We start from the raw sequence: 15,956 nt of genomic DNA, 5'->3' as shown, positions 1-15,956 counted from the left end.
CATACAACTCTGAAAAGTTTATAACTTACTGTAAATACTAAGGAATACAGTTTGATGCTTAACATTCCAATCCAATCCAAACTCGGTGGATTCTACTTTTTCTATTATTCAATAGTGGGTACATTCATGCCGTATTGGAGTTTGTATTTAGAGGATCAAGGGTTTAATTATCAAGAAATAGGTGTTTTATCTTCGATTGCAATTGTGACACGTTTTTTTGCGCCATTTATTTGGGGGTGGATTGCAGATAAATCCGGCAAGCGCATGCTTTTAGTCCGAATTGCAACATGGATGGAAGCCTGTATTTGGTTTCTGATTTTTATAATTCCCAATAGTTTTCAGTCTGTTGCATTACTCATGCTGGTTTTTAGTTTCTTTCAAAATGCCATATTGGCTCAATTTGAAGGAGTAACTTTATTTTGGCTCGCTGAGCGGCGTGCAGAACTTTATGGAAAAGTCAGAAAATGGGGATCAGTTGGTTTCATTGTTGGGGTATTTGGAATAGGTGCCTTGCTAGAAATAATACCTGTTTCAATGCTGCCTATCATGTTGTTATGCATTGCATTTCTCGCATTTATTTGGTCATTTACGATTAAAGAGCCCGCTACTGCACCATCATCACAGAAAAAGCTTGAACCACTTTGGCCTATCTTAAAACGGCCTATTGTAGCGAGTTTTTTTATCATTGAATTCTTTCTGCTCTTTTCACATGCGCCGTTTTATAGTTTTTATAGTAATTACCTTAAGCAGGCTGATTTTTCGACGAGCCAAATCGGTTTTTTATGGTCTGTCGGAGTCATTGCAGAAATCATTATGTTTGCCTATGCCAATGGCTTTTTTAATCGTTATTCTTGGCGAAATTTAGTGCTTATTTGTCTGGGGCTAACAGGGATGCGATGGTTGATTGTAGGCTTATATCCGGCGGTGTTTATCACTCAATTTGCTTCGCAAACGATTCATGCATTCAGTTTTGGATTATTCCACTTAATCGCTATGCGAATCATTTTTCAAAATTTTACCGCAAGTCAACAAGGGCGAGGTCAAGCGCTATACAGTACCATGTGGGGCTTAGGTGTTGCGAGTGGCAGTATTTTAGCAGGTCGATATTGGGACATGCTTTCGGGACCCGTTATTTTTATGATCGCAGGACTGGCGGTTCTACCTGCCATGTTTTTGGTCGTGGGCTTGCCTAAAACGATTCAAAAGCCAGCTTGAAGCAATTCAGTATATTGATAAGTCTCAATGGACTAAAATCACCTGATTACGGCCGAGCTCTTTGGCTTGATATAAGGCCTGATCGGCTTGATTAATCATACTTTGCAAACTTGGAGATTCGGGCAAAGACTGATGAATCAGACCAATACTCACCGTAATATAAATCGTATTTTGTTCATCAATGAAAATAGGTGTGGTTTCAACGACTTTTCGGATACGCTCAGCAATACCTTGAGCTTCAGGTGCTGCAATGTTGGTAAGTAATATACTAAACTCTTCGCCACCAATACGTGCAAATAAATCTGTTTCACGTAAATTCTTACGCACAACACTCGAAAACTCTTGTAAAACTTGGTCACCGACATAATGCCCATATTGATCATTCAATTTTTTAAAATGATCAATATCCATCATGATAATGGAAAAGTTAAGCTGAATTTGGTTTTGTAGGTAAAGTTCACCGTGCTCGAAAAAATATCGACGATTCATCGCATGCGTTAAACTATCATGATTTGCAAGGTATAAAACCTCTTTATATAGTTCGTGCCGATTTCGGCTAATAATACAAAGAATCAACGGCGAGAGAATCAGCATGGCTAGGCCAATACGAACTGAAATTGCTGTCGATAAATAGGCTAATGAAGAATCGTGTAAGTAGAACGCATTTAAATTGTAATAGGTCGCTAAAATTACCACGGCATTAATTAGGGATAAGGTAAATAAGCGATAGGTTAATGCTGCCCAAATTAGAGCCGCTAAAGGGTAGAGAATTGCTCCTGGACCTGTAGAAACGGCTGTTAAAAATACGCAGAAGACAACTGCAATTGCCGGAAATATTTTATTGATCTGAAAGCTTTGATGACGTCGATCTTTGAAATAAAGTTTAAGATCGGCCAGTTTAGGAAAAGACAGAATAAGCGGTAATATAATCAGCGCATTTAATATTTCGGTAATCCACCACATACCAAAATCAATCGATAATCTATCGGTCGACATAAACGTGTTGGGGATATAAGGCACAGTGAAAATAGCAAAAAGAGCACCCGCAAGGCATCCACCGCAGGCGATGATGACAATCATGGTCAGAAAGGTGAAACCTTTATTATAGTTTTGATAGTTCACCTGAAAATATCGCATAAAAAATAGCGATACCATGCTGTTGGTTAAATTTGAAAAAGTGAGAAATAAAGTGAGTTGGAAATAATTGCCCGTCACTAAATCTGCGAGCATATAACCGGTAAATGCACCTAACCATCCTCCCAGATTACTCAGTTTAGGGAACCTTAAGAATATTGCTAACAATACTGCATTCGCAGGCCAAAAAATCGCTAAATAGCTTAATGGGCGGGTGAAAATACCGATTAAGCAGCAGCAAAGAATAACTGCAGCGACTATTACAAAAGCCATGCTGTGGCGTGCATTAAGCGGAGCAAGACTATTCGAATGCAGTTTCATTAGCTTATGTAAGCCTAAGTTAAATATGGGAGAATTCGTTTTTTTCGTATATTAAACGATAAAAAAGATTTTATATTATTTTATTGTAAATAGTGTGATTTGTTTGGCATTTAGCTGATTTGTAGTTTCGTTAACCGAGATTGATTTTTTGGATAAATAGGAAAAATGATTGTTATGAAAATGTGATAAACCGCGGATTTGTAAAAAAATGTGTTACTTTAAGAGCATGATTTATATGACTGATTAAATGTATGAAAATAGCATATCTTACAGTTTTACTCATGTTGAGTTCATCGTTGGTGATGGCGGCAGATAATAAGAATACAACTCAAAATTTAGAGCCTAAAAATCAAGTTGAAGCGGTGAATAGCTTTAGGGTGACAACACGTTCTGAATTGGTCGGCTTATGGGGTATGGAAATTCCGACCAATAAAAAGTGCGTTGAATATTATAATTTTAAGAGCAATAATGATGTTGTGATCAAAAGCGGTGAAGAGTGGTCATCTGGGATATATGACTATCAACCTGCGCAAGATCCGAATGTGCAAATTCCAGCACTGATTTTACAAGTGAAATATGACAATAATCAGATGGATTGTTCGGGCAATATTCAAGATCAAACCGGCGAAATTTCACAGTACTTTGTAAAGTGGAAAAGTCCATCTGTTATTAATTTCTGTGCCAATGATCAGGGTCAACAGTGTTTTGCGACATTGCGTCGAGTTTTACCTTAAGTATGACTATAGATCTTTCTTATGAAAATAAAAAAACCACTCATTTGAGTGGTTTTTTTGACACTGAAGTTTTATTTCTCTTCATGTCCTTCGACTTTCTTTAATAGATGCTTTTCAAGATAGTGAATATCCATTGCTTGTTCGCAGAAATTTTTATCTTGAAGAATCAAATCTTTATGTAGCGGAATATTGGTTTTCACGCCAGTTAAGATAATCTCTTCCAGAGCTTGTTTCATGCGCGCAATAGAGGTTTCACGATCTTTACCATGCGCAATGAGTTTTGCAATCATTGAATCATAGTATGGTGGGATGCTATATCCTTGATAGATATGAGAATCTAATCGGATACCTGCGCCACCCGGTGCATAAAAATGGTCGATTTTACCCGGTGAAGGCATAAATGTAGATGGATCTTCTGCATTAATACGACATTCAATCGCATGACCTTTAAGTTGAATATCTTCTTGTTGAAGATCCAAACCTAAACCGGCAGCAATGCGTAATTGTTGCTCGATAATATCTACGCCAGTCACTTGCTCAGTAACAGGATGTTCTACTTGTACACGAGTATTCATTTCAATAAAGAAGAATTCACCTTCTTCAAATAAGAACTCGAATGTACCAGCACCACGGTATTGCATTAATTTACAAGCGTTTACACACGCTTCAAGAATATGCGCACGTGCTTCTTCAGGTAAACCCGGTGCAGGCGCTTCTTCAAGCACTTTTTGATGGCGACGTTGCAATGAACAGTCACGATCATAAAGGTGAATTGCATGGCCATTACCATCTGCAAGAACTTGCACTTCGACATGGCGTGGCTTTTGAAGGAAACGTTCCATATAAACGGTGTCGTCACCAAACCACATTTCCGCATCACGTTGAGCGGCTTGTACAGATTCGAGTAGCGTGTCTACACGTTCAACGATACGCATACCACGACCACCACCACCAGAGGCAGCTTTTACGATCAATGGAAATCCAATTTCTTTGGCTTCTGCCAATGCATTGTGAATCGTTACAGCATGGTCACAACCCGGAACAGTCGGTACACCAGCTTTTTTCATCGCAATAATGGCAGAAACTTTGTTTCCCATTAAGCGAATGTGTTCAGGACGCGGACCGATAAAGATAAAACCTGAGTTTTCTACAATTTCTGCAAACTCAGCGTTTTCAGATAAGAAACCATAACCTGGATGGATGGCATCTGCACCGGTGATTTCAGCCGCTGTAATAATGGCAGGGATATTGAGATAACTTTCGCTGCTGGCACCTGGTCCAATGCACACAGCTTCGTCACAGAAGCGTAAGTGCATTAGGTCTTTGTCGGCATCGGAATAAATCCCTACGGTTTTAATTCCTAAAGTTTTGCAAGCGCGGGTGATGCGGAGCGCAATCTCACCACGGTTTGCAATTAAAACTTTTTGCAACATTGTGATTCCCCGTGGTCTTAAGCGCGATAGCGGAATAATGGTTGACCGAATTGGATCACTTCGCCATTTTTAACCAAAATTTCTTCAATCACACCGCTTTGAGTTGCTTCAATTGGGTTCATGATTTTCATTGCTTCGATGATACCGAGTGTTTCACCAGCAGATACAGTTTGACCAACTTTAACAAATGGTGCTTCACCTGGATTTGGCGCAGCATAGAACACACCAACCATAGGAGACGGCTCAACAGCACCACGTGGTGAACGAGGTGCAGCAGGTGCAGCGGCGGGAGCAGCCATAGCAGGCGCAGCGGCAGCAACAACTGGATTGCGACGAGTTAGAGCGATAGATTGATCGCCTTCTTTAACTTCAATCGCCTGTAAGTCAGATTCAATCATCAAATCGATGAGTTTCTTGATTTTACGGATATCCATGAACAGTATTCCTAATTAAGATTGAGAAGTTGGTTGAATTTTTTCGATGGCGAAGTCTAGTGCTGCGGCATAGCCTTTTGCACCTAAACCACAAATAACGCCAACGGCTTTATCAGATAGATAGGAGTGATGTCTAAATGCTTCGCGAGCGTGGACATTTGATAGATGTACTTCGATAAACGGAATGGCTACACCAAGAAGGGCATCACGAACAGCAACCGAAGTATGTGTTAGGGCTGCTGGGTTAATAATGATGAATTGAACGCCTTCTTGTTGCGCTTGATGAATTCGGTCGACGACAGCGCCTTCCCAATTACTTTGGAAAGTGTCGAGAGAAATGGAAGCGTTTTGAGCCTGTGAAATCAGTTTTTGGTTGATATCATCGAGTGTTAGATAGCCATAAACTTCGGGTTCACGTTTTCCCAGTAAGTTGAGATTCGGTCCATGAATGACCAAAATGGTCGAGCTCATTCAGCCTGCTCCAATAAAAAGTTGCAAATTTACTTTGCAAGATACCTGCAAAGTTTGCTCATTATGGCATAAAATTCCACATTTTTTTTATAATTTCTTTGAATTGACGTGAAAAGCATGTGCCGAGAATGGGCTATATAATGCGAACTTTGCAGAGAATTGGCAATGTTAAAAGATTACATTTTTATCATTATATTGTAGGACATCATTTTAAACCCAATTGGCTAAAACTGTTGATATCTTTTGTGTAAACTTGCTTTATCATGGTGCGTACGTTTAGTAATAACCAGTGCGAATGATCTAAAAGGTGTGCTGATTTGTGTATCCGCCTTATAGGTCGTCAGTTGAACAGCCTACGCATGCATAGTCATAAAGATGGTATTCATACAGCGCATTAAAAATTCTAAGGTTTAATTTATTTGTGCATAAAGAAATCTAAATTGCTCTCAGCTTTCAAGCGAGTTATTTAAAAGAATAAAGCAAGTCTGTATGCTAAGTATATAAAAATTAAAAGATAGTTTATTTTTTTTATGATTGATACAGCATATTTCCAAACCAATGAAATGTTTTCATAAATGATAGGGCTCAAGCTAGATATTTTGTTTGCCTCAGTGAATTGAATATTCTGTGGGAGCATTTCCTTATAAGTAGGCAGCTTTAGATATGATGAACATTTATTGCCTAGCTAAGTCATACTTTATAGACCTATATATAAGCGTATTAACCATCCTGTGTATTTTCTAGTCAGTGTTTTGAATCTATGAAACGTGCAAGGCATTGACGATTTCTTTCATAAATCATGTAAGTTTGGAAAATCGGGTATTTGTCCAAATTTGCACAGGCATTGGCAAAAGTTAAATCTGTGGTGGTAAAGAAGCTTGCTGTTTGCATACTGATTCTATTTTTTATTCGTCTATTTCTGTGTTTGAACGGTATATGTCTTGAATTAAGTTTCCTTTATTCCTGTTTATATCTTTACATGGAATCTACTGCATTGAGTCTTTTGCTATAAATGAATTAATAAAACAAGGCACGAATGCTTTCGCACGGAAAAAATTTATCTATATATGTGTAATTCACGGTAGAATGCCCGAAACCTATATGGCCTGAGAACAAACATGGCAAAACATACGCAAAATTCATCACCTTTGGCAGAACTGATTGCAGAACAAAAACTTTTATGTGAAGAAGTGGGTTCTGCATATGTAGAAGTGCAAGGCGATGATGTAATTGCTGTGGCTGTCCATACCTTAAATAAAGATCCAATAGTCGGTATTCGTAAGCCTGCAGAAGGTGATGAAAATGTCAGTTGGTATATTTATGGCGGGGAGCTTGAAGGCGCAGATAACTTTGAAACAATGACTGTGCGTAAACTGCAAGATGTCGTGCCTGAAGTGCTACCGTATTTAGCTTTGGATGTGGGCTATCGTTTTATGATCGATGCTGATGATTATGAAGATGTCTGGAAAGAAGGTGATGAGGCTTAATTTATGCATTCTCCATTGATGTATAAACTGTATGTCTTTATTTTCTCTGTGTTTACTTCTTCTGTAATACATGCAAATGTGAATGAAGCGGTTACTCCACAACTGACTCAAGCTGAATATAATGCTCAGATACAAGCATATACTGAGCAAATTAATTCAACCAAAGCCATTTTGGATGACCCAGCCTCTACAGCAACTGGTCAGCAGCAAACTCAAGCTTTTTGTTTAAGATTGAATGCATATCGACAGATTTTAGAAATCTCTCAACAAAATTCAGCTCTTGAAATGGCCAATCTAATGCAAGTGGCTTCACAGCATTATTTACAACAACAGCAACAAAGTATGCAGTCGTCTGGACTAAACGAAAGTGCGTTTTGTTCGAGTCCTACAAAATAAATTGAGACGTAAACTTTTTCTTCTAAAACTTTTTGGATTCTATTCGGTGATAAATCTAACGTGGATAACCTTTACATGATTCATGATGTAGCATCCGCACACATTTACTCATATACGACATTCTATTCGAGTACGATAATCAAATGATTTAATCACTTTGAATTTTTATCGAGTTTCTCTCAGTATGGTTGATGGATAAATAGACAAATATTGCGAGTATGATAAGATGATTGAACACATTATTTTTGATGTTTGAGGAGTTGTTTACATGACAGCTTATACTTCAGTAATGAAAGCAAGCCAATATGAGGATGATATGATCCCGGGCCTTGCTATACATGCATTTCGCCATGCTTTTGAACAAGCAAGTGCGTCATCCACTGTGGTTTATGTAAAAGGTCTACAACTGGTTCAACGTCTGCAAAATGGTCAAGAAGTACAAATAAAAGATGTTTCAGCCGACTTTGTACAAGTGGATGATCTACCTAAAATTTTAAAACGTAAAAAGAAAATAGAGGAAATTGTTTAATACATGCCTCCACAGCCTCGCATTAGAATGTTCGCGGGTCCAAATGGTTCAGGTAAAAGCACAGTTAAAGAATATTTATTGCCCCATCATATTGGGGCATATTTAAACGCGGATGAACTTGAAGCTCAACTGAAACATTCACACCGGCTCAATTTGTTGGATTATCATCCCGCTTTAAAATCAGAAGCATTAATTAACTTTCTCGATACGAAAAAACGTCCCGCTGATGGAGATTTTATTCCGCTATTAGCACGTAAACCTCAGATATTAGATCCCTGGAAAATTGAATTTCATCCAGATCAGATTGATTCATATCTTTGTGCAAGAATTATTGATTACATCCGTTTGCAGTTTTTAGAGTTAAAAATTAGTTTTACGTTTGAAACGGTGATGTCCCATATTTCAAAGGTGGAATTTCTACGCGAAGCAAAAAGAAAAGGCTTTCGAACCTATCTGTATTATGTTTCCACTATTGATCCTGTTATCAATATTTCACGTGTTCAGTACCGAGTGAAAACGGGTGGACATGGCGTGCCAGAACAAAAAATTCGTGAACGTTATTATCGAAGTATGGATTTGTTAATGCAGGCGGTAGAAGCAACGGATCGAAGTTATTTATTTGATAACTCTGCCGATGGACAGCATGCGTCTTTCATTGCGGAAATTGAACAAGCTGAAATTTTAAAGATGAATTCGGGTATTCAGCGTTTACCGTGGTGGTTTGTAGATAAGGTGCTCAAAGAGTTTGAACCGAAGTAATATCAATCGTAAGTGATATAAAAAACAACAGGATAACTCTATGCAAAATATAGACAATGAATTACAACAACATTCAAACTCATCTCCATTAGATCAAACGGATCTAGATCAAGTCATTGAGCAGCAAGCTGAACAAGAACAGCAAAAAAACAATTCATCATTTGATCCTTTATCTTCTCTAGATTTGACCGACTTAGCTGAAATTGGTTCGAATATTATAGAATTGGGTTCAGATGCTTTAACGTGGGTGAGCGATGCACTCAGCGATATCAGTATTGATCTATAAACTATCTATTATTTCAATTAACTTCATAATAAACAGCCTTTATTGAAAAATCTCCGAGGATATATTTCGTGATTTTTCAAGTTTATAAATTATTTCTAAATAAATTAATCAAACACTCTTGAAACGTTGAATTTTTCAATCAGGAAAAGGCAAGTCAGAACGAATATTTCGGTTGGAGGGCTTGCATCTTTTTTTAAATAACATATTATAAAAACATATATTGTTTTTGTGGCTGATGAATATGCATCCCTTTCTAACCGCTTTTCTCGGCGGGACCTTATTGGGCCTAGCCGCAGTTGGCTACCTATACGTACATGGTCGAATCGCCGGTATCAGTGGTTTAATTGCGCAAATGTTGAATCCTCAAACGATTTTAAAAACACCTGCGATATGGTTTTTAGCGGGACTTTTTATTGTGCCTTTTATCTACGGGAAAATGACCTCTGTGACAATTGAACTGGATGCAAGCCCATGGATGATGATCATTGCCGGGGTATTGGTTGGATTCGGAACGCGATTAGGTTCAGGTTGTACAAGCGGACATGGCATTTGCGGTATTAGTCGTCTTTCTAAGCGTTCATTCGTTGCAACTGCTAGTTTTATGTTGGCAGGGATTATCACAGTTTATGTAATGAGACATGTAATCGGAGCTTAATGATGAAAAATATATTGGCTTTTATTTTTGGTGGAATTTTCTCATTAGGTTTAATGATTTCTGGCATGTCTAATCCAGAAAAGGTCTTAAGTTTCCTTGATATAACAGGGCAGTGGGATGCGAGTTTAGCTTTTGTGATGATGGGAGCCATTGCAGTTGCATTTATTCCATTTCAAATGGCCGTTCGTCAATCAAAACCGACAACCTTTGATGGGACGGCGATTGAATTACCGAGTAATAATCAAATTGATGCAAAACTCATCATGGGGAGTGTTATCTTTGGAATAGGTTGGGGAATTGCAGGAATCTGTCCAGCGCCAGCCTTTACTTTGATTGGACTTGGCTACTATCAAGCAATTTATTTTGTTGTGGCGATGTTTGCAGGCGTCTATCTACATCGAAAATTTGCGGGAGCAAATTAATGTCAAAGCGTGCACAGGTACAACCTTTTTTTGATGAAAATACCAATACATTCAGTTATGTGGTATCTGATCTACAAACAAAACGATGTGCGATTATAGACAGTGTATTGGATTATGATGCTGCTTCTGCAACTACTCAAACGAAGCATGCAGATTTGATTGTTCGCTATATTCAAGAAAATAGCCTAAGCGTAGAATGGATTTTAGAAACGCATGTGCACGCAGATCACTTAACGGCATCACAATATTTAAAACAGGTTCTTGGTGGCAAAATTGCGATGAGCCATAACATCAAGATTGTGCAGGAAACATTCAGCGCCATTTATAATTTTGATGTGAAATATTTTAATTCACATCAGTCTTTTGATTATTTATTTGCAGATCATGAAGCATTTAAAATCGGCGAGTTAAATGCGTATAACATTCCAACGCCTGGACACACACCTGCTTGTCTGAGCTATGTGGTTGGTGATGATGCTGTGTTTGTCGGTGATACCTTATTTATGCCTGATTATGGCACAGCACGCTGTGATTTTCCCAAGGGCAGTGCAGCAGTATTATTCGATTCAGTACAAAAGATTTATCAGTTAGCACCTGAAATGCGCTTGTTTTTATGCCATGACTATTTACCAGAAAATCGGTCAGAATACTGCTGTGAAAGCAGTGTACATGCACAAAAGGAGCAGAATATTCATATTCACGTTGGTACGAAAAAAGAAGATTTTGTCACAATGCGAACTCAGCGTGACGCAAAATTGGCTATGCCAAAACTGATTTTACCTGCAATACAAATCAATATGGATGCAGGTAAATTTCCAAAACCAGAAGGGAATGGTATTCGCTATTTAAAAATTCCTTTTAATCACTTTAAATCTGCAAATTAAAGACAAAGATCTTTTAGGTTGATTGCGGTTGGCTATTTCATTTATGAAATAGCCTAAGCAAGTTAAATCATATACCACATACAAATAGCCTAAGTAAGACTAATAGTTTTTAACTGTCATTTGATTTCATTCCGTCAACTAGGCATCATAATATCAACATAGCAAAGTATTCAAAAATGATCCTAAATTACGAATATCATCAAAAATTAGAGGGCGAAACGCACCCGCTAGTCTTTATTCACGGTTTATTTGGCAGCCTCAGTAACTTAGGGATGCTTGCCAGAGCTTTTCAAAATTCACATTCTGTCATTCAGCTTGATTTACGAAATCATTGTAAATCACCTCAAAGTACAGAAATGGATTATCGTGAGATGGCAAACGATGTACTCGAAACATTAGATGCGATTGGCATCGATAAGTTTTCAGTGATTGGCCATTCCATGGGAGGCAAGGTCGCAATGCAATTGGCTTTAATCTCAGAGCGGGTAGAGCAACTTGTTGTATTGGATATCGCGCCCTTTGCATATCAAGAACGTCATCATGATGAAATTTTTAAAGCATTGATCGCCGTAAATAATGCGCAAATTCAATCTAGACAAGAAGCGGTTGAAATTATGCGTGAGTATATTCATTTCGATATGGTGATACAGTTTCTACTCAAGTCGTTTAGTAAAGGACAATGGTTGTTTAATGTAGATGCGTTGTATCAACAGTATGACCAAATTATTGGTTGGGAAAATGTCGGAAATATTTGGCAACTGCCTGTATTGTTCCTCAAAGGTGGAGAGTCACCTTATATTTCAAAAGCGGAACATACTAAGGCTATAGAACACCAATTTCCACAAGCGAAAATTGTTGAGGTAGAAGGCGCAGGCCATTGGTTACATGCTGAAAAAACAGCTAAAGTTGTAGAAGAAATACAAAATTATCTAGAATAATACAGTGTGCCTTCACTGATATTCTGAAGGCACAACATCGAAATTATTCAATCGAAATATTATTGGCTTGAAGTTGACCTTCAGACGTGAGTAATGCAGCCATCTCTGCTGTTTTTTTCAGCCCTGGCATTCGATATTCTGTATGACCATAATCTTGAATAGATTTCCAGCGTCCGCCCCATGTTAAACCAACAGACTCAGCGGCTTGACCATAAAGTTGATAACCACGCATAGCCCAAGGGTCTCGTTCAGTAATGACCACTTTGCCATTGCGTTTAAATGCAACATCAGCTGCTAAACCAAACTGATGATAACTTTGGAAGCCACGGGCACGAGTGGTATTTTTATTGGTGGCTAAATTATTTTGACGTTCTGGACTACGATAACCTTCGAGTAAAACCATTTCATAGCCATGTTGTTCACGCATAATTTTAAACACCATCAATAAACGCTGCTTATAACGTGGGTTCATTTTATGCCATTTACGATCTGCTGAAGGTATATCCGTAGAGTATGAATGCGTATGGATATCTTGAACTTCTGGATTGAAACTTAAGGCCATAACAGATGGCTGCTCAACCATTGCTGCTTCTTCTGCGATTGCCTCTTGAACAAGATATTCTTCAACTTCAGGAGGTGCATCTAAAACCTGTCCATCGAGCATAGCGTAAATTTGTGGATCGACTTTACGTAAATAATCAGCTTCTACTTTACTTGCAGTAATCGGGCGAGTAAAAGCAAATAATAAAATACTGGCAAACAGTAAAAAGCCTGCAAATAAAATCCACCATTGTTGTAAATGCCAGTGTGATTGAATCTGTTGTGGTGCTGCTGCATAGTTCAGTTCATAAGCAAAATTTTTGGCGTGCTGAATTCTTTTTTTACTTTGTGGAATGATTTGAAAGAAAAAATCCTGAACTTTAATTCTGAGTTCATAAGAAAAACAAAGCACTGTCACCAGTGCTAAGACAAAGAAACAACTAACCAAAAAGATGATCATGGGGAAACTGTAGCGCTCACAGTCGCATTCGCCGTGTTTGTTGCAGCAACCACTTTCGGACGTTTTGTTTCAGAAATTTGCGTTCCGCCCATCGGCTCTTCAAAGTGCTCATCTTCTTTTGCTGCTTTTGTAGATGGCTCTGTAGGCTTGGTCACCTTGGCTGTTGTTGGTGCAGCTTTTGGTTTTGCTAATGTAGCTGGAATATGTTGTTTAACTGTTGTTGTAGCAGCTACAACGGGACGCTGTGGTTGGGTAATTTCAAAAGGTGAACGGTTATTCGCTACAGCTTGAACAGGCTGAGTTACCTTAGTCGTATTGCCATGATTGAAAGCAGTAGCTAAATCATTCGAATATAAACCACTATCCTGATCTTTTTCTTCAGTTGCATGAACGGTTTGCGGTGCTTTTTCAGCTGAAGCTTGCTCATTTTCGTTTTGACGGGGTACAGCGGATGCCTCAGTTTCAGCTTTATCTTCAGTTGGGGCAGAAGTTGTCATTTCTGCATTTGCAGGCTGATCGTCAGAACTTAGATAAAAATATCCCAGGCCAACAACAATAATCACCGCTGCACCAACAAGAAAGCCGATAGCAGCATGAGCTAAAGGCGGTAAATTATTTTTTTGAGTCGACTGTAAAATTCTAACGTTATTCGATTTTTCGTTTGCCATGGTGTCTAAGTCTTATGGTAAATGAATGGTGATATAAGCCTGTTCCGATGGGGCAGTTATGACGTTTTGATATTGTGATAACGCCTGATTATTTTGGCTAGATAACATATATCTCAGTCCACCAAATGCTAATACAGCAAACAAAGCCCAAAAGATAATGATCCAAAAAAATGGTAATTCACGGTGAATAATGTTTTTAATTTGATCCGGTAATGCCGCGAAAGGCGAAAACGCCTTTTTACCTTTCATATAATCAATTTCATCGCCGACACGTGCAACGAGTGAATTGAGCATTTCAATCGATTCAAGGCGGTATTTACCATGAAAACCAAGGAGCATGCAGTAATGATAAACTTCAAGTGCAGCTAATCGATCTTTATTTTTAGAACGAATTTGCTCTAAATTTTCAAAAAAACGATAACCAGCTAGCTGAGAACCAAAAAGACTTAATTGCAGTGGATTCATCATCCAATTGTTTTGTAAATCAAAAAAGCGAGCATCTTGTTGGGTGACAATGGTTTCATCCAGTAAAGCGCAATAAGCATATTTTGCGTCCGTGATATCTTCATTGCTGAATTGAAGCTTACGAGCTTGGCTTTCAAATCGGTTTAATAGATCCATAATTTTTGTCCTGAAACTTTCAGGGCTTGATGGAACATATTGATTTTTGAGTAAGAAAACAATGTAAAAACCATCATGCAGTAGATCAACTAAATTAGTTGAACTGTTGATTTTCGGTTCAGCACTTGGTTTTGAAGAGCCTAATCCAATTTGACCGTCGTCAAAAAGTGAAGGGGCATTATTTGAAATATTCATGATTGCTCCTTAACCATTCATCACTGCAATAAGTTCAATCGAGATATCTTGGAAACCAGCTGGTATGTAAACGCAGATCGATTCAGAATCAAGCATACGCTGATACAAATCATTATTTGGCTCAACTTCAAAATAACTCACACCTGAACGAACTGGAATTGCTGTTGGCACTTGCATCATATGTTGCAATGGAACAGCAGGTAATGCCGCCATGACACGCTGTTCAACATCAACGGTATTGCCGACTTTAAAGCGCAGCGGTACATAAGAAATAATGTCATGTGTAGGCATCACACTACTTGAAACAGCTAAATACAGGCGCGAATCGCGAGTAATTTTGTCACTTTCAAGACTGCCCACCCAGTAGGATTGACGGGTTTCTTTCAAGTTAATACTGATATATCGATTTGAAATAATCGTATCGAGCAACTCACGTAAAATCACATCTAATTGAGCAAAACTTTCTTGCAAATTATGATGTTGATACTGTGGGAGTTGATCTACTTCGTAAGCAGTTGAGAAGGTCAGTAACGAACCTGTCAGACGTAATAATTCAAAATATAAACGTTCCGGATGAATCAGTGGATATTGCAACAAATGGTTTAGGGTCGCATGTGCAGTATTTAGCGCATTAACCAACCAAAACGACACAATATCGCCTGAACGGAATTCAATTAACTTTTGTTCGTTTTCACGATTATTCGATTGAATGGTTTTAATTTTAGCTTTGATGATATTGAGCGTTCGTTTAAGCCCAGTAATTAGCGAATCACATGAACTAATATGTAATATTGGTGGGATAAATTGATAATCTAAAACAAAATTACCAGAACTTTGGCGCTTGATTCGGCCTATTGGCATATAAAGAAAACCATCAAGATTGTGCTGTGGTTCTTGGCCTAATTCAAAGATTTTGAACTCTGCACGGCGGCGTAATAAGGTAATTTCAGCAGCCGTTGCATCTGTAAACAAATCATGAGTTTCAGTCAAATGTGAATGATAGCGACTCGATTGGGTATTTTCTTCAAAATTGACGTTTCGTTTATTCGGTTGAACGATTGGTAATGCTAAATAAATTTGCATTTCACCGCGTAAATTTAATGAATCAAGTAGTACAGGCTCAGGTAATAAGTCTTGTGCAGGTGCTTGATAAATCTCGCCATCTTGCCAAATCATTTCAACTTTATTCAAAGCTAATGTGTTGGTACTGAGTTGCGATTCATCAAAAATTAAACTTTGAATACCATAAGCGAACGGTATCGTTGCGCGAACCGTATGGTTTAAACGCTGTTCATGATAAGCATCTTGTAATTGAAAGTGTTGTGGGCGTAAAAATAATCCTTCACCCCATAAAATTTTTTCTGCTTTAAACAT

19 protein-coding genes are annotated in these 15,956 nt (G+C 38.2%); 11 read left to right on the top strand and 8 right to left on the bottom strand.

The features are described from left to right. Positions 1-54: 54 nt before the first annotated feature. Positions 55-1,215 (top strand): MFS transporter, encoded by a 1,161-nt coding sequence (locus FTU12_RS09250; RefSeq protein ID WP_180114223.1) that lies wholly within the window; start codon positions 55-57, stop codon positions 1,213-1,215. Positions 1,216-1,239: 24 nt separating this feature from the next. On the opposite strand, the gene FTU12_RS09245 is transcribed toward FTU12_RS09250, so the two are convergent. After that, complete coding sequence (locus tag FTU12_RS09245) at positions 1,240-2,622, bottom strand: sensor domain-containing diguanylate cyclase (RefSeq protein WP_257227306.1); 1,383 nt, start codon at positions 2,620-2,622, stop codon at positions 1,240-1,242. Positions 2,623-2,921: 299 nt separating this feature from the next. Between FTU12_RS09245 and FTU12_RS09240 the strand changes: the two genes are divergently transcribed. Further along, positions 2,922-3,404 (top strand): hypothetical protein, encoded by a 483-nt coding sequence (locus tag FTU12_RS09240; protein ID WP_180114221.1) that lies wholly within the window; start codon positions 2,922-2,924, stop codon positions 3,402-3,404. A gap of 71 nt (positions 3,405-3,475) precedes the next feature. On the opposite strand, the gene accC is transcribed toward FTU12_RS09240, so the two are convergent. The 3 genes from accC to aroQ are packed head-to-tail and all read right to left on the bottom strand — an operon-like array spanning position 3,476 to position 5,742. Then, positions 3,476-4,837: an acetyl-CoA carboxylase biotin carboxylase subunit gene (gene accC / locus FTU12_RS09235; protein ID WP_180005521.1), complete on the bottom strand. Its 1,362-nt coding sequence runs from the start codon at positions 4,835-4,837 to the stop codon at positions 3,476-3,478. 17 nt (positions 4,838-4,854) lie between these two features. After that, positions 4,855-5,271 carry an acetyl-CoA carboxylase biotin carboxyl carrier protein gene (accB, locus tag FTU12_RS09230; RefSeq protein WP_078190790.1) on the bottom strand — a complete coding sequence of 139 codons (417 nt, stop codon included), beginning with the start codon at positions 5,269-5,271 and terminating at the stop codon, positions 4,855-4,857. Between the two features lie 15 nt (positions 5,272-5,286). Beyond that, a complete protein-coding gene (aroQ, locus tag FTU12_RS09225) occupies positions 5,287-5,742 on the bottom strand; it encodes a type II 3-dehydroquinate dehydratase (protein WP_180022653.1) in 456 nt (151 codons plus the stop codon). 1,118 nt (positions 5,743-6,860) lie between these two features. Between aroQ and FTU12_RS09220 the strand changes: the two genes are divergently transcribed. The 9 genes from FTU12_RS09220 (at position 6,861) to FTU12_RS09180 (ending at position 12,098) form a co-directional block, all read left to right on the top strand. Next, positions 6,861-7,229: a hypothetical protein gene (locus FTU12_RS09220; protein WP_078190788.1), complete on the top strand. Its 369-nt coding sequence runs from the start codon at positions 6,861-6,863 to the stop codon at positions 7,227-7,229. Between the two features lie 3 nt (positions 7,230-7,232). Then, positions 7,233-7,625 (top strand): hypothetical protein, encoded by a 393-nt coding sequence (locus tag FTU12_RS09215; protein WP_257227305.1) that lies wholly within the window; start codon positions 7,233-7,235, stop codon positions 7,623-7,625. Positions 7,626-7,893: 268 nt separating this feature from the next. After that, positions 7,894-8,154 carry a hypothetical protein gene (locus FTU12_RS09210; RefSeq protein ID WP_180064169.1) on the top strand — a complete coding sequence of 87 codons (261 nt, stop codon included), beginning with the start codon at positions 7,894-7,896 and terminating at the stop codon, positions 8,152-8,154. 3 nt (positions 8,155-8,157) lie between these two features. Beyond that, positions 8,158-8,913: a zeta toxin gene (locus FTU12_RS09205; protein ID WP_257225714.1), complete on the top strand. Its 756-nt coding sequence runs from the start codon at positions 8,158-8,160 to the stop codon at positions 8,911-8,913. Positions 8,914-8,953: 40 nt separating this feature from the next. Continuing rightward, entirely contained in the window at positions 8,954-9,199 is a 246-nt protein-coding gene (locus FTU12_RS09200; protein ID WP_180008109.1) for a hypothetical protein, read from the top strand. 241 nt (positions 9,200-9,440) lie between these two features. Further along, on the top strand, positions 9,441-9,854 hold the full coding sequence (locus tag FTU12_RS09195; protein WP_180005525.1) for a YeeE/YedE family protein: 414 nt from the start codon (positions 9,441-9,443) through the stop codon (positions 9,852-9,854). A 2-nt stretch (positions 9,855-9,856) separates the two neighbouring features. Further along, positions 9,857-10,276 (top strand): DUF6691 family protein, encoded by a 420-nt coding sequence (locus tag FTU12_RS09190; protein WP_180008166.1) that lies wholly within the window; start codon positions 9,857-9,859, stop codon positions 10,274-10,276. Further along, positions 10,276-11,160 (top strand): MBL fold metallo-hydrolase, encoded by an 885-nt coding sequence (locus FTU12_RS09185; RefSeq protein WP_180059885.1) that lies wholly within the window; start codon positions 10,276-10,278, stop codon positions 11,158-11,160. The genes FTU12_RS09190 and FTU12_RS09185 overlap by 1 nt, the downstream gene beginning before the upstream one ends. A gap of 176 nt (positions 11,161-11,336) precedes the next feature. Beyond that, positions 11,337-12,098: an alpha/beta fold hydrolase gene (locus tag FTU12_RS09180; RefSeq protein ID WP_180114220.1), complete on the top strand. Its 762-nt coding sequence runs from the start codon at positions 11,337-11,339 to the stop codon at positions 12,096-12,098. Positions 12,099-12,141: 43 nt separating this feature from the next. Here the strand turns inward: FTU12_RS09180 and FTU12_RS09175 are convergent, their stop codons facing one another. Genes FTU12_RS09175 through tssK form a run of 4 tightly spaced genes read right to left on the bottom strand, consistent with a single transcriptional unit; the run spans position 12,142 to position 15,956 of the window. Further along, positions 12,142-13,098, bottom strand: coding sequence for a M15 family metallopeptidase (locus tag FTU12_RS09175; RefSeq protein ID WP_180059881.1), 957 nt, complete (start codon positions 13,096-13,098; stop codon positions 12,142-12,144). Next, on the bottom strand, positions 13,095-13,766 hold the full coding sequence (locus FTU12_RS09170) for a hypothetical protein (RefSeq protein ID WP_180059879.1): 672 nt from the start codon (positions 13,764-13,766) through the stop codon (positions 13,095-13,097). The genes FTU12_RS09175 and FTU12_RS09170 overlap by 4 nt, the downstream gene beginning before the upstream one ends. A gap of 12 nt (positions 13,767-13,778) precedes the next feature. Beyond that, entirely contained in the window at positions 13,779-14,582 is an 804-nt protein-coding gene (gene icmH / locus FTU12_RS09165) for a type IVB secretion system protein IcmH/DotU (RefSeq protein WP_111885479.1), read from the bottom strand. A 9-nt stretch (positions 14,583-14,591) separates the two neighbouring features. After that, positions 14,592-15,956 carry a type VI secretion system baseplate subunit TssK gene (gene tssK, locus FTU12_RS09160; protein WP_078193368.1) on the bottom strand — a complete coding sequence of 455 codons (1,365 nt, stop codon included), beginning with the start codon at positions 15,954-15,956 and terminating at the stop codon, positions 14,592-14,594.

Origin of the sequence: Acinetobacter sp. YH12063 (genome assembly GCF_013419715.1) — a bacterium.
Taxonomy (GTDB): Bacteria; Pseudomonadota; Gammaproteobacteria; order Pseudomonadales; family Moraxellaceae; genus Acinetobacter; species Acinetobacter amyesii.
Note: the sequence above shows the minus strand (reverse complement) of the source record. Positions and strands in the feature narration are given on the sequence as shown.